Source organism: Marinobacterium sp. MBR-109, assembly GCF_040547565.1.
Lineage (GTDB): Bacteria > Pseudomonadota > Gammaproteobacteria > Pseudomonadales > Balneatricaceae > Marinobacterium.
On sequence record NZ_JBEPPZ010000007.1, the window covers coordinates 183091 to 195858 of the forward strand.

Genomic DNA, 12768 nt, shown 5'->3' on the forward strand with positions numbered 1-12768 from the left:
TCATGCTCAAACGGCGTGACTTTATGCTGGGCATGGCTTCAGCCGCTGCCTTGGCATCTCTGTCCCCCGGGTTGCTGGCGCAAACCCGCGAGGGCTACTTCATCAGTGCTGCCAAAACGGCGGCGGGTGAACATCGTGTGCTGATCGCGGATCTGCAGGGAAGAGTTGTCCACAATCTTGAGGTGGCCGAGCGTTGTCATGCGGGCTGCGCGCGCCCGGACTCTGATGAAGTGGCCTTTTTCTCGCGCAGACCCGGCCGGCAGCTCAATATTATCGATACGAAGCAGGGCCGGCTGGTTCAGGTAGTAACCTCTGAGCCGGGTGAGCACTTCTATGGCCACGGGGCATTTTCGCCCGACGGTGACCTGCTCTATGCAACGGCGCACCGCTATGAAGAAAGCGAAGGGGTGCTCAATGTCTACGCCGCAGCACAGGGCTACCGTCAGGTTGGCCAGATTCGATTGGGTGTGATGGATCCTCATGAAGTGAGGCTACACCCCAATGGTCGGGATCTGGTGATTGCCGCCGGTGGCATCCAGACACACCCCGACTACGGTCGGATCAAACTCAATCTGGATCGGATGCAGCCGGCCCTGCTGGTTGTGGATCGGCTCACGGGCAAGGTGACTCAACGGCATCAGCCGTCTCACCACCAGCTCAGCATGCATCATCTGGATATCAGCCCCGAGGGAATCGTGGTGGCGGGTTACCAGTTTGAGGGCCCCGAGTGGGAGCAGCCCAACCTGATCGCCTGGCTGGATGTGGAACGGCAGCGATTTGAAGAGATCAGGCTGCCGGATACCGACCAACAGGTGCTGCGCAATTATATTGCCAGCGTAGTGATGGATGCGGTGACCGGGGTGGCCGCCGTCACGGCTCCGCGCGGAAACCGTGTGGTCCTGTTGGACTATCGCCAGCGCCGCTATCTGCACAGTATCGAATTGGCGGATGTGTCGGGCGTGTTACCCCTGTCGGACGGTGGCTTCATCTGCACTTCGGGAACGGGAGGGGTCTATCGCTTGACGCCCGGCAACCTGCAGTTGAAGCAGGTCAGCGCTGACAGCATCCGCTGGGATAATCACCTGACACCGGTGTGAAGATCTCCATTTGACGGGGGCTGAAGATCGGCACTGATCAAAAAGTGCGCTATACTCTCGCGCCCTGATTCACCCTTAGCGCAGAGTCGTCCATGTCCGCTGTCACTCCGATCTACGAATATTCCAAATACTGGGCCGAATGCTTCGGTCCGGCGCCTTTCCTGCCCATGTCCCGCAAGGAGATGGACCGGCTCGGCTGGGACAGCTGTGACATCATCATCGTCACCGGTGATGCCTACGTGGATCATCCATCGTTTGGCATGGCGATCATCGGTCGCCTGCTGGAAGCGCAGGGCTTCCGGGTGGGCATTATTGCCCAGCCCGACTGGCATTCCGCCGATGCCTTCAAGGCACTGGGCAAGCCCAACCTGTTCTTCGGTGTGGCCGCCGGCAACATGGACTCGATGATCAACCGCTACACCGCTGATCGCAAGATCCGCTCCGACGACGCCTATACACCGGGCGGCAAGGCGGGCAAGCGGCCGGACCGTGCCAGCCTGGTCTACAGCCAGCGTTGCCGCGAAGCCTACAAGGAGGTGCCGATCATTCTGGGCGGCATCGAAGGCTCGCTGCGCCGCATTGCGCACTACGACTATTGGCAGGACAAGGTGCGCCGCTCCATCCTGCTCGACGCCCGTGCCGACCTGCTGCTGTATGGCAACGCCGAGCGTGCGGTGGTGGAAGTGGCGCACCGCATCGCCCGAGGTGAGCCGGTCAGCGAGATCACCGATGTGCGCGGCACCGCGTTTGTGCGCAAGGACACGCCCGAAGGCTGGATGGAGATCGACTCCACCCGCATCGACCGTCCGGGCAAGATCGACAAGATCATTAATCCCTATGTGAATACGCGAGACCTCGAAGCCTGTCAGCTGGAGAATGGCCGGGAGGGTGGCGAAAGCGCCGAGATGGAGGGCGAAGACGAGGTGCAGATCCTGCATATCGAGCCGCGGGTGAAGCTCGATCGCAGCCAGACCGTGATCCGCATTCCATCGTTTGAAAAGGTACGCAACGACCCCGTTCTGTACGCCCATGCCAACCGAGTGCTGCATCTGGAAACCAACCCGGGTAATGCCCGTGCACTGGTGCAGCTGCACGGCGATCAGGAGGTGTGGCTCAATCCGCCGCCGATCCCGCTGACCACGGCGGAGATGGACCATGTGTTCGGCCTGCCGTATCAGCGCGTGCCGCACCCGGCCTATGGCAAGGCGGAGATCCCGGCCTACAAGATGATCCGCTTTTCGGTCAACATCATGCGCGGCTGCTTTGGCGGCTGCACCTTCTGCTCCATCACCGAGCATGAAGGCCGCATCATTCAGAATCGATCCCATGAGTCGATTCTGAATGAAATCGAGGAAATTCGTGACAAGGTGCCGGGCTTTACCGGTGTCATCTCCGACCTGGGTGGTCCCACGGCCAACATGTACCGGCTGGCCTGCAAAAGTCCCGAGATCGAGGCCGCCTGTCGCAAGCCCTCCTGTGTGTTCCCCGGTATCTGCCAAAACCTGAACACCGATCACAGTGCGCTGACCTCACTGTATCGCAAGGCGCGTGATCTCAAGGGGGTGAACAAGATCCTGATCGCCTCAGGCCTGCGCTACGATCTGGCGGTGGAAGATCCCGAATATGTGCGTGAGCTGGTCACCCACCATGTGGGCGGCTACCTGAAAATCGCGCCTGAACACACCGAGCGCGGTGTACTCGACAAGATGATGAAGCCGGGCATCGGTACCTACGATGCCTTCAAGCGGATGTTCGAGAAATTCTCGAAAGAGGCGGGCAAGGATCAGTACCTGATTCCGTACTTCATCGCCGCCCATCCGGGTACCAGCGACGAGGATATGATGAACCTGGCGCTCTGGCTCAAACGCAGTGGCTTCAAGGCGGATCAGGTGCAGGCGTTCTACCCCTCACCGATGGCCACCGCCACGGCAATGTATCACACCGGCCGCAACCCGCTGCGCAAGCTTACCTACAAGAAGAGCGGCGAGAAGGTCGAAACCGTAAAGGGAGAGCGTCAGCGCCGGCTGCACAAGGCGTTTCTGCGCTGGCACGACCCGGACAACTGGCCGCTGCTGCGTGAAGCGCTGACAGCGATGGGGCGGGCTGATCTGATCGGTGATGGCGAAAAACAGTTGATCCCGGCCGAGCAGCCCGAAGATGCCCGCCATGTTAGCCCGCGGCGCAAGAATTCGCCTGCATCAAACCGTGCCGGAAAGGGCAAGCTGCTGACTCAGCATACCGGTTTGCCGCCGCGAGCGGGCAACGCACAGGGCAAAAAGAGTGGGCGTAAAAAGCCGGCGCCAGGGCGCAGACAGCAGGGTAGCCGGGCCTGAAAAAATTCGCTGAGGCGGCATTGTATTTGCTCTGAACTTGGGTATTATGCTGGAAAGCGTTTAAATCCGGTGCTAGTGAAATAGCCGCCTTTGGGCAGCCGGACAGCCGATATGACATCGGCCCGGAGTTTGAGTTACTTGATACGACAGCCATTCAGCGGCGCTTTTGCCGCCCGTGATACAGGCACCACAACCAGCGTGACCGGTTCAGGTGTCGGCCACTCCCTCTTCAGCCATTCCATGGCGATTCTGAAGAACGCTATTTCTGTTGTCAGCGTTCATGAAGCCCCACTTGTTTTTATCGTCTGCTGCCTTGCACACATGACAGGCCGGGCAGGGTTGCGTGTGTCATGGAATTGCAAACAGAGTCGGTCAGGCTGTATGACAACAGGCTGCAGTGCTGTCACAGTGTTACCTGAGTGTGCCAATACCAGGGAAGATTTCCGCATTCGGGCATGATGCCCGGACGCTGAAAGAGGCCGGTGACCAGCAGGTTCCGGTATCAAGGGGTTCGAACGGTGTTTCGAGCCTTTAGCGACTGGATCGCACCTTTGGTGCATCCAACCATAAGAAAAGCCAGCCAATGGCTGGTGTACATGCAAAAGAAAGAGGCAAAAAATGTCACAGCTCGTAACTGGTACCGTCAAGTGGTTCAACGATGAAAAAGGCTTCGGCTTTATCCAGCAGGAAAACGGCCCGGACGTATTCGTTCACTTCCGTGCCATCAACGGTACTGGTCGTCGTTCTCTGCAGGAAAACCAGACAGTAACTTTCGAAGTTACTCAGGGTCAGAAAGGCCCGCAGGCTGAAAACGTCACTGTTGTTGCCTGAGCATCGACAGTCCGGATTCCAACAGCGGGCTTCATGCCCGCTGTTCTGTTCATATCCATCGTTATTACGTCTGCTGCACCAAAGGTACTGACAGCGGCAACTGCAGGCCAGTATCGCTCTCTCCCATCAGCCAGGGCTGATTCAGTTCAATCGCATCCTTCAAAAACTGCCACAGCAGGCGTACCCGCAACAGTTGGCGCTGTTCTGCGCGGGCGGCTATCCAGAACTCGCGACAGATATCGATCTCGGGCTTGAGCAAAGGCTCCAGTCGAGAGTCCTGCTCAGCCATGAAACAGGGCAGCACTGCCAGGCCCGTGCCTGCCAGCACAGCGTGCAGCTGAGTGATAATGCTGGTGCTGCGCTGGGCAAAGCGGGGCGGTGTCGGCAACTCCCGCAGCAGGGGGTCCAGGTAGCACAGTTGATCACTGAAGATCAGGTCGTCCACATAACCGATCAGGTCAAGGCCTGACAGCGCATCAACTCCGGCCGGGCGTCCCTTTCGATCCAGATATCCCTGTTCGCCATACAGCTGCAGTCGGTAGTGGCACAGCCGGGAAACCACCATCTCGGCATTGCGTGGGCGGTCGATTGTAATGGCCAGATCCGCTTCATGCCGCCCCAGATTGACTGCACGGGGAAGGGCAAGCAGCTCGACCGTCAGCTCCGGATAGCGGCGCTGGAATGCACTCAGCAGCGGGGTGATAACGTAGGTGCCAAAGCCTTCGGTCACGCCGAGGCGGATCTGGCCGCTGACCTGAAGGTTCTGATCACTGATGCTCTCGCTGGCTCCCGTGACCTGTCGCGCCATCTCCTCAGCAAACAGCAGTAGCTGCTCACCGGCGGCGGTCAACCTGTAACCATGGGTGCTGCGCTCGAACAGCTGCGTATTGAGCTCGGTTTCAAAGCGACGGATACGACGCGATACCGTTGAATGGTCTATGGTTAATCGGCGGGCTGCATCGGTCAGCCGGTCGGCGCGGGCGACTTCGAGAAAAATCTGGATGTCCTGCCAATTGAGCATATGGAGTTTTCCTTGTGCATTTTTGCACAACCAATGTGCTTGGATGGTCGTTGTCTGTCAACAGGATGCGCCGCTAGACTCGAAAGCAGCTGCAGACACTGTTCTGTTTTGCCTGAGTACACAAAAAATATAAGGAGATCAGGTAGATGTCGGTTCGAGAAATCCCGCTTTTCATTGATGGTCAGCCGGTCCGTTCGCAGAGCCCGGAGTGGCGTGATGTCATCAACCCGGCCACTCAGGAGGTGGTCGCCCGAGTTCCTTTTGCCACAGTGGATGAAGTGAATCGTGCGGTAGCTTCAGCCAAGGAGGCATTCAAAAGCTGGCGCAAGGTCTCTTTGGCCCAGCGGATGCGCATCATGCTGAAATTTCAGGCACTGGTGCGCGAGCACACCGCAGAGCTGGCGGCTCTGATTACCGAAGAGCATGGCAAGACGCTGCCTGATGCCGAGGGTGAAGTGGGCCGTGGTCTTGAAGTGATCGAGCATGCCTGCTCCATCACCTCACTGCAGTTGGGTGAAATTGCCGAGAATGCCGCCGGTGGTGTGAATGTGTACTCACTGCAGCAACCCCTTGGTGTTGGCGCCGGTATTACGGCGTTCAACTTCCCGGTGATGTTGCCCAGTTTCATGTTCCCGCTGGCTATCGCCACCGGCAACACCTTCGTACTCAAACCCTCCGAGCAGGACCCAACCTCAACCATGCGTTTGGTAGAGCTGGCGCATGAGGCCGGCATTCCGGCCGGTGTACTGAATGTGGTGCATGGCGGTGCCGATGTGGCCAACATGATCTGCGACCACCCGGATATCAAGGCGCTGTCCTTTATCGGTTCCACCCATGTGGGTACGCACATCTACAACCGTGCTGGCGCTGCAGGCAAGCGTGTGCAGTCGATGATGGGGGCCAAAAACCACTGTGTGATCATGCCGGATGCCAACCGCAGTCAGGCGATCAACAACGTGATCGGCTCCTGTTTCGGGGCGGCAGGGCAACGCTGCATGGCCAACTCGGTTGTGGTGCTGGTCGGGGAAGCGAAAGAGTGGCTGCCCGAGATGATCGAACGCTCCAAAGAGATGAAAGTGGGGCCGGGTACCCAGCGTGATGCCGACCTGGGGCCATTGGTATCGCCGCAGGCGCGGGACCGTGTGGTCAGCCTGATCGACGCCGGAGTGGCTGAAGGTGCAACCCTGGCGCTGGATGGTCGCAACATCAGTGTGGATGGCTATCCCGACGGCAATTTTGTTGGGCCGACCATTTTCACCGATGTGAAACCCGAGATGCGCATCTACAGTGAAGAGATCTTCGGGCCGGTGATGTGTGTCGTATGCGTGGACACGCTGGATGATGCCATCGAATTCATCAACGCCAACCCCAATGGTAATGGCACTTCCATTTTCACCAGCTCCGGCTGGGCGGCACGTCGTTACGAAAATGATATTGATGTGGGACAGGTGGGCATCAATGTGCCGATTCCTGTACCGGTGGCCTTCTTCAGTTTCACCGGTTCCAGAGCATCCAAACTGGGTGATCTCGGCCCCAACGGCAAGCAGGCGATTCAGTTCTGGACCCAGACCAAAACGGTGACCTCCCGCTGGTTTGAACCTGACAACGAGTCGCTTGGGGTCAATACTACAATTTCCATGAAGTAACTGAAGTTGCCCCGGTGCCAGGCCGGGGTGGTGTATTCAGGTTTCAAACCGAACCAATAACAACAACAGGAAGTGAAATCATGAGTCAGTATTCTCGCATGACAACTGCAATTGGCGCCGGTGTGGCAGCACTTGCGCTTTCGACCACTCTGCAGGCAGCTGGTCCTGCCAAGCTGGATGTGGCGAATACCTTCAACACCAACATCTTCATCGGGGAAGGGGCTGTGCGTTTTGCCAAGGAGCTGGAGACGGTGACTGAAGGCAAGGTGCAGCTGAAGGTACACAACCCCGGTGATCTGGTGCCGGCCTTTGAAGTCTTTAACGCCGTTTCTTCCGGGGCGATTCCGGCCGGCTGGGACTGGATCGGTTATTGGGCCGGTACAGTGCCGGTAACCAACCTCTATGGCGCATTGCCCTTTGGCCCAAGCCCTGAAGCCTTCATGTCATGGATGTGGGCTGGTGAGGGTACCGAAATTCTGCAAAGCGCTTACGACCAGTACAACGTGAAAGTGCTGCCCTGCTTTATTTCGCCACAGGAAACCGGCGGTTGGTACAACAAGGAAATCAACGACATTAAGGACTTTGACGGCCTGCGTATTCGCATATCCGGGCTGGGTGCCAAGGTGCTGAACAAATACGGCGCCTCTACGCAGCTGATTCCGGGTGGTGAGATCTATTTGGCGCTTGAGCGTGGCCGTATCGACGCGACCGAATTTTCGGTGCCTCAGGTCGATCAGCTGATGGGCTTTGAAGAGATCACCAAATACTACTACTTCCCGGGCTGGCACCAGTCGGCCAGCTGGTTCTCCTTCATCATCAACAAGGATGTCTGGAACGAGTACGACGAAAACACCAAGGCCCAGTTTGAAACCGCCTGCCGTGCAACACTGCAGTGGTCCATGGCTGAAGCCCCTGCCGAGCAGATCCGCACCATTCGCAAGCTGCAGGAGAAGGGCATAGAGGTGAAACGCTTCCCGGATCCGGTGCTGGCTGAGCTGCGCAAGGGCTGGGATGAAGTGCGTGAGGAAGAGATGAAGAACAATCCGCTGTTCAAGAAAGCCTATGAATCGTTGATGGAGCATACTGGACTGGTTGAAGAGTGGTATGAGCTGCAGGCCATACCGCGCTGATTGATGCTGGTCTGACAGCCAGCAGTCGCTGGCTGTCAACTTTCTCTTGTTCCTTCCCGCATGTACTAAGGAACTGGCATGAACTCTTCCGGATATCAAACGGATACTCCTGTACCCGGCTGGCGCCTGCAGGGCGCCCGCTGGTGTGCAATGATCGCCTGTCCCCTGATCGGGCTTGGGCGCTGGCTCGGTCGGATCAGCAGTTGGCTGGTGTTGGCCGTGATGGCTGCCGTGTTAACCACCGTGATCATGAACGCTTTGGGCGTCAATGAGCTGATGCGCTGGGACGGGCGGGTTTTTCTGCTCGGGCAAGCGGTCACGATCAACACGGTCACTGAACTGCAGTGGCACCTGTTCGGGTTGCTGACGCTGATAGGGGCCAGTTATGCCATGCATGCCAACACGCATGTTCGAGTGGATATGCTGCACCACTCCATGTCCCGCACGACCCGGCATTGGGTGGAAATCATAGGGCATCTCCTGTTGCTGCTGCCGTTTTGTATTCTGGTGGCCTGGCTGTCACGGCATATGGTGCAGATGTCGTTTGTCTCGGGCGAGCAGTCCAACTATGGCGGTTTGACCGATCGTTATCTGATCAAGGGTGCTCTGCCGGCCGGACTGGCTCTGCTTGCACTGGGTGCGGTAGGGCAGATCTTCGACTGTTTGGCACGCATCATGGACCCGGCACGCGATGTAGAGGAGAACTCTGATGCTGGATGAGTATGGATTGGCGATCGCGATGATTGTGGCGCTGCTAGTCGGCATTTTCAGCGGCTACCCGGTGGCGTTTCTGTTGGGAGGCCTGGGGATTCTGTTCGCCTTTATCGGTGATATTCCACTGCCGTTTCTGGGTACGGTAGCATCTCGTATTTTCGGGGGGGTGATTGAGAACTGGCTGTTGATTGCGATCCCGCTGTTTGTGTTTATGGGGCTGATGCTGGAGCGCTCCGGAGTGGCCAAAAACCTGTTGCTGACCCTGCAGCGTTTGTTCGGTAACGTCCGTGGCGGCCTCGCGGTATCGGTGGCGTTGCTGGGGGTCGTAATGGCGGCCAGTACCGGCATTATCGGTGCTTCGGTGGTGATGCTGGGGCTGTTGGCGCTGCCGGTTATGCTGAAGCAGGGCTACAAGCCTGAAATGGCATACGGCGTGGTAGCGGCCTCGGGCACGCTCGGTATTCTGATTCCGCCCTCAATCATGCTGGTGCTGATGGGCTCGATCATGAATATCTCCGTGGGTGATCTGTTCAAGGCTGCTCTGGTACCCGGCTTAATGCTGGGTGGGCTCTACACCCTGTACCTTCTGTCGGCTGCGTATTTTCGCCCGGACTGGGCACCGCTGGCCAGCGAAGGCGGAGAAGCACATCTGTCAGAGGGGCAGCCACCTCTGATACTGGCACTGTTGCGAGACCTGCTGGGGCCGCTTGTTCTGATAGTGGCGGTATTGGGCTCGATTATGGCAGGAATTGCAACGCCGACCGAGGCTGCAGCCATTGGTGCGGCCGGCTCGATGTTGCTGGCGCTGTTTCTGCGGCAACTTAACATGAGCACTCTGCGTCATGTCTGTCGTTCGACCTCCAAAACATCGGCCATGATCCTGTTCGTGGTGATCGGCGCGACCTGTTTCAGTGTGGTGTTCAAGCGTCTCGGCGGTGCCGACATGATTGAGGAGATGATAACGGGAACCGGGCTTGGGCCATACGGATTGCTGTTGTTGCTGATGGCGCTGATCTTCCTGTTGGGGTTCTTCCTTGAATGGATCGAGATCAGCTTTGTGATTCTGCCGCTGCTGCTGCCGGTGGTGGCGGGTCTTGAATTTGAAGGACTCAGCGGCAGTGCGCTCATGGTCTGGTTTGCGATTCTGGTGGCGATAAACCTGCAGACCAGCTTTCTTACGCCACCCTTTGGCTATGCCCTGTTCTATCTCAAGGGGATCACTCGTGGGGATGTGGGGATCGGTACCATCTACCGTTCAATCATCCCGTTTGTATTGCTGCAGCTGGCCGGTCTGGCATTGTGCATCATGTTTCCGTCGATCGTTCTCTGGTTGCCGGGGCTGAACTGAAACTGACAGGGCGGGCCGGTCCCGCCCTGCTGTCTATTGCAGACAAGCCAACAGGTGCTTTTCCAGCTCGGTGCTGTCCATCTGCCGGTCGGCGAGTATTTCGATACGTGAGTCTCGGCGCCAGGCCAGCTCGCTGACTTCTGCTGCTGTATCCCCGCGATTGCGGTTGTACCCCACCCATGCATGACCGATCCCCAGCGCAGCCTTGATTCGAATGGCCTCGCTCACACTGTCGAGGTGCGCTCGGATGGCGCTGTAATCGAAACGGTCAGCTGCCGCAAAAACCCAGCCATAGCTGAAGTAGCCCTGGGCCTGTCCTTGCTTGAGCAATGGTTGCCCTGGCAAGGGTGGCCGTTCCGGTTGTGATGCTGCCGGTGCCAGCAGTGAATTGACCTTCGCGGCCTCGGCATGAGCTTCGGGAAACTGTGCGCTTAGCTGGCCATCGTGCACCAGATCGAGCCAGGCGAGATCCAGCTGCCCTCGATCAACCGTGAAGACCTCCTGTTTTGGGGGAAACATATTTTGCGAAAGTGTCAGTGCCTCCCGCGTCAGATCTGACTCAGCCAGATCGATGCGGTTAAGCACAATGACATCGGCCAGATTAAGCTGGTCCAGAAAACCGGGTTGTTGCAGTACATCGGGCTGGTTGAGCACGGCGGGATCCAGCATGCAGATGATGCTGCGAAGATCCAGTACGGAGGCAAATTGCGGTCCCTGCAGAGTATCGACGATGCGCGCCGGGTGGCCAAGCCCGGTGGGCTCTATCAAGAGCCTGTGCGGGCGGGCCTTGCGGAGCAGCGTGGCCAGTGTAATCGGCAGGCTTGGACCCAGTGCGCAGCAGAGGCAACCGCCAGCCAGTTCACGTATTTCGACTCCATCGGAGTGGGTGACCAAACTGGCGTCGACACCGATCTGGCCAAATTCGTTGATCAGTACGGCCCAGCGTTCTGAGGCGGGTTTGAGGCTCAGCAGATGGTTGATGGCGGTGGTTTTGCCGCTGCCGAGAAACCCGGTGATGATGTTGGTGGGAACGGAGCGAAGTGGCTGTGCGGGCACAAGAGAGTCCTGTCTGTGTTACAGGATAACAATTGTCCGCCAGCCACTCGGTCGTGACAAGCTCAGGCGCACATTTTCTCGTGCTTGCGCTTGGCGGCAAGGTAACGGGGGGTTGGGCCCACATCTTCATAAATGGGCTCGTCATCTTCCACCCGGATCACCTTTTTGCCGGGCTTGTACGGCATATGTGCCTCGATGTCAGTCAGAATCGAGTGCAGGAGCACAGGGGTGAGTTCCGTGATATCCATGCCGTACACTTCCGCCAGTGCCTGCAGACGAACCAGATCTTCCTGCTCGATTGGCAAGGTGATGGTCTGCAAACGGGAACGGCGATGGGATTCATGTTCAAGCTGCTGCAGCAGTGTGTCGATATGGTTGCCGGGCATGGTGACGCTCCTCAGGCTGAAACTCGACAGAGCCCACCGTTTCGGTTGCGGTGGGCACCTGCGTTCAGCATAGACGAGCCAGAATCAGCCTGCACGGGCAGCAGGCAAAAAATCAGCGCTTGATAAAACCCCGGGCCTGTAGGAAGGGCAACATGTGTGGCCGCGCTTCCTTTACCAGCATGCCGGAAATTTGCTCACTCCAGCTCATCTCCTTGTTGCCGCCGGTACGGGTGCGATAGTACTCGCGTACCGTCTCGTCATAGTCACGGATGACGGCCTCGTCCTGACTGTCATCGTAGCGGTCCTGCTTAAGCACCACTGACAGGGGCAGACGTGGTTTGACCTCCGGGTTCTGATCGGGTTTGCCCAGGCACAGACCAAATACCGGATAGACCAGTTCAGGCAACTCGAGCAGCTCGGCCACATCCGCAATTCTGTTGCGCAGGCCACCAATATAGACACCACCAAGCCCCAGTGATTCGGCAGCAACGATGACATTCTGTGCAAACAGGGCACAGTCCAGTGAGGCGGTCAGGAATTGCTCGGTATAGCCGGACTGCATATCGGCTTCGTGCATTGAGCAGGCCAGTTGATGCCGCTTCATGTCGGCGCAGAACACCAGGAACACCGGGGCTTCAGCAACATAGGCCTGATTCCCGGCCATCTCGGCCAGTGCGTTGCGACGCTCGCCCGCAGAGACCTGAATAACGGTGCAGGCCTGAATGAAACTGGACGTGGCAGCTGCCTGGCCGGCCTTGATCAGCGTTTCCACAATGGCCTGATCGACTGGCTCCGAGGTGAATTTTCGGATGGAGCGGTGAGCATTGAGCAGTTCAATCGTCGGGTTCATGGCTTCTCTCCCAAAAGGTGCGTGGCAGGATTATACATGGATCACCCGAGTTCAACAGTTATCCACTGAAAATCGTCTGTTTTGCACATCCCAGCCCAGTATCCATGCGGGTTTCAGGCTTTTGGATAACTAAAATCCTGTAGTGGCACGGCTGTGGATATCTTTGTTGTTTTAAATGCATCTAATTAGTGATAAAGTCATGGCATGTATGTCAAAGTCACCAAGTCAGGCCCCCGCAAGTATGTGCAGCTCGTTGAAGCTTATCGAGACGAGAACGGCCGCCCAAAACAACGCACGATTGCGACCCTCGGCCGTCTCGACAAGCTCGGTGATGAGCTGGAGTCCGTGGTCGAAGG

12 protein-coding genes are annotated in these 12768 nt (G+C 57.8%); 8 read left to right on the forward strand and 4 right to left on the reverse strand.

What is annotated here, in order from left to right:
- Positions 1–2 precede the first annotated feature (2 nt).
- The 3 genes from ABIE60_RS11060 to ABIE60_RS11070 all read left to right on the forward strand — a co-directional run bounded on the left by ABIE60_RS11060 (position 3) and on the right by ABIE60_RS11070 (position 4261).
- The gene (locus ABIE60_RS11060; RefSeq protein ID WP_354469465.1) at positions 3–1097 is read left to right on the forward strand and encodes a DUF1513 domain-containing protein; all 1095 of its coding nucleotides are present in this window, start codon (positions 3–5) and stop codon (positions 1095–1097) included.
- A 92-nt stretch (positions 1098–1189) separates the two neighbouring features.
- Positions 1190–3430 (forward strand): YgiQ family radical SAM protein, encoded by a 2241-nt coding sequence (locus ABIE60_RS11065; RefSeq protein ID WP_354469466.1) that lies wholly within the window; start codon positions 1190–1192, stop codon positions 3428–3430.
- Between the two features lie 618 nt (positions 3431–4048).
- Positions 4049–4261 (forward strand): cold-shock protein, encoded by a 213-nt coding sequence (locus tag ABIE60_RS11070; RefSeq protein ID WP_091821585.1) that lies wholly within the window; start codon positions 4049–4051, stop codon positions 4259–4261.
- Positions 4262–4325: 64 nt separating this feature from the next.
- On the opposite strand, the gene ABIE60_RS11075 is transcribed toward ABIE60_RS11070, so the two are convergent.
- The gene (locus ABIE60_RS11075) at positions 4326–5282 is read right to left on the reverse strand and encodes a LysR family transcriptional regulator (RefSeq protein WP_354469467.1); all 957 of its coding nucleotides are present in this window, start codon (positions 5280–5282) and stop codon (positions 4326–4328) included.
- Between the two features lie 146 nt (positions 5283–5428).
- Here ABIE60_RS11075 and ABIE60_RS11080 point away from each other — a divergent pair, with 146 nt between their 5' ends.
- The 4 genes from ABIE60_RS11080 (at position 5429) to ABIE60_RS11095 (ending at position 10120) form a co-directional block, all read left to right on the forward strand.
- The gene (locus tag ABIE60_RS11080) at positions 5429–6928 is read left to right on the forward strand and encodes a CoA-acylating methylmalonate-semialdehyde dehydrogenase (protein WP_354469468.1); all 1500 of its coding nucleotides are present in this window, start codon (positions 5429–5431) and stop codon (positions 6926–6928) included.
- Positions 6929–7008: 80 nt separating this feature from the next.
- Complete coding sequence (locus ABIE60_RS11085) at positions 7009–8058, forward strand: TRAP transporter substrate-binding protein (protein ID WP_354469469.1); 1050 nt, start codon at positions 7009–7011, stop codon at positions 8056–8058.
- Positions 8059–8136: 78 nt separating this feature from the next.
- Positions 8137–8778: a TRAP transporter small permease subunit gene (locus ABIE60_RS11090; RefSeq protein WP_354469470.1), complete on the forward strand. Its 642-nt coding sequence runs from the start codon at positions 8137–8139 to the stop codon at positions 8776–8778.
- Positions 8768–10120, forward strand: coding sequence for a TRAP transporter large permease (locus ABIE60_RS11095; RefSeq protein ID WP_354469471.1), 1353 nt, complete (start codon positions 8768–8770; stop codon positions 10118–10120). The genes ABIE60_RS11090 and ABIE60_RS11095 overlap by 11 nt, the downstream gene beginning before the upstream one ends.
- A gap of 33 nt (positions 10121–10153) precedes the next feature.
- Here the strand turns inward: ABIE60_RS11095 and ABIE60_RS11100 are convergent, their stop codons facing one another.
- The 3 genes from ABIE60_RS11100 to nfsA form a co-directional block, all read right to left on the reverse strand.
- Positions 10154–11176, reverse strand: a complete 1023-nt coding sequence (locus tag ABIE60_RS11100) for a CobW family GTP-binding protein (protein WP_354469472.1) — start codon at positions 11174–11176, stop codon at positions 10154–10156.
- Between the two features lie 62 nt (positions 11177–11238).
- The gene (locus ABIE60_RS11105; RefSeq protein WP_354469473.1) at positions 11239–11562 is read right to left on the reverse strand and encodes a hypothetical protein; all 324 of its coding nucleotides are present in this window, start codon (positions 11560–11562) and stop codon (positions 11239–11241) included.
- A gap of 112 nt (positions 11563–11674) precedes the next feature.
- Positions 11675–12412 carry an oxygen-insensitive NADPH nitroreductase gene (nfsA, locus tag ABIE60_RS11110; RefSeq protein ID WP_354469474.1) on the reverse strand — a complete coding sequence of 246 codons (738 nt, stop codon included), beginning with the start codon at positions 12410–12412 and terminating at the stop codon, positions 11675–11677.
- Positions 12413–12616: 204 nt separating this feature from the next.
- On the opposite strand from nfsA, the gene ABIE60_RS16560 reads away from it, so the two are divergent.
- Positions 12617–12768 (forward strand): IS1634 family transposase N-terminal domain-related protein (locus ABIE60_RS16560; RefSeq protein ID WP_502914951.1); only part of this gene is annotated, 152 nt, incomplete at its 3' end.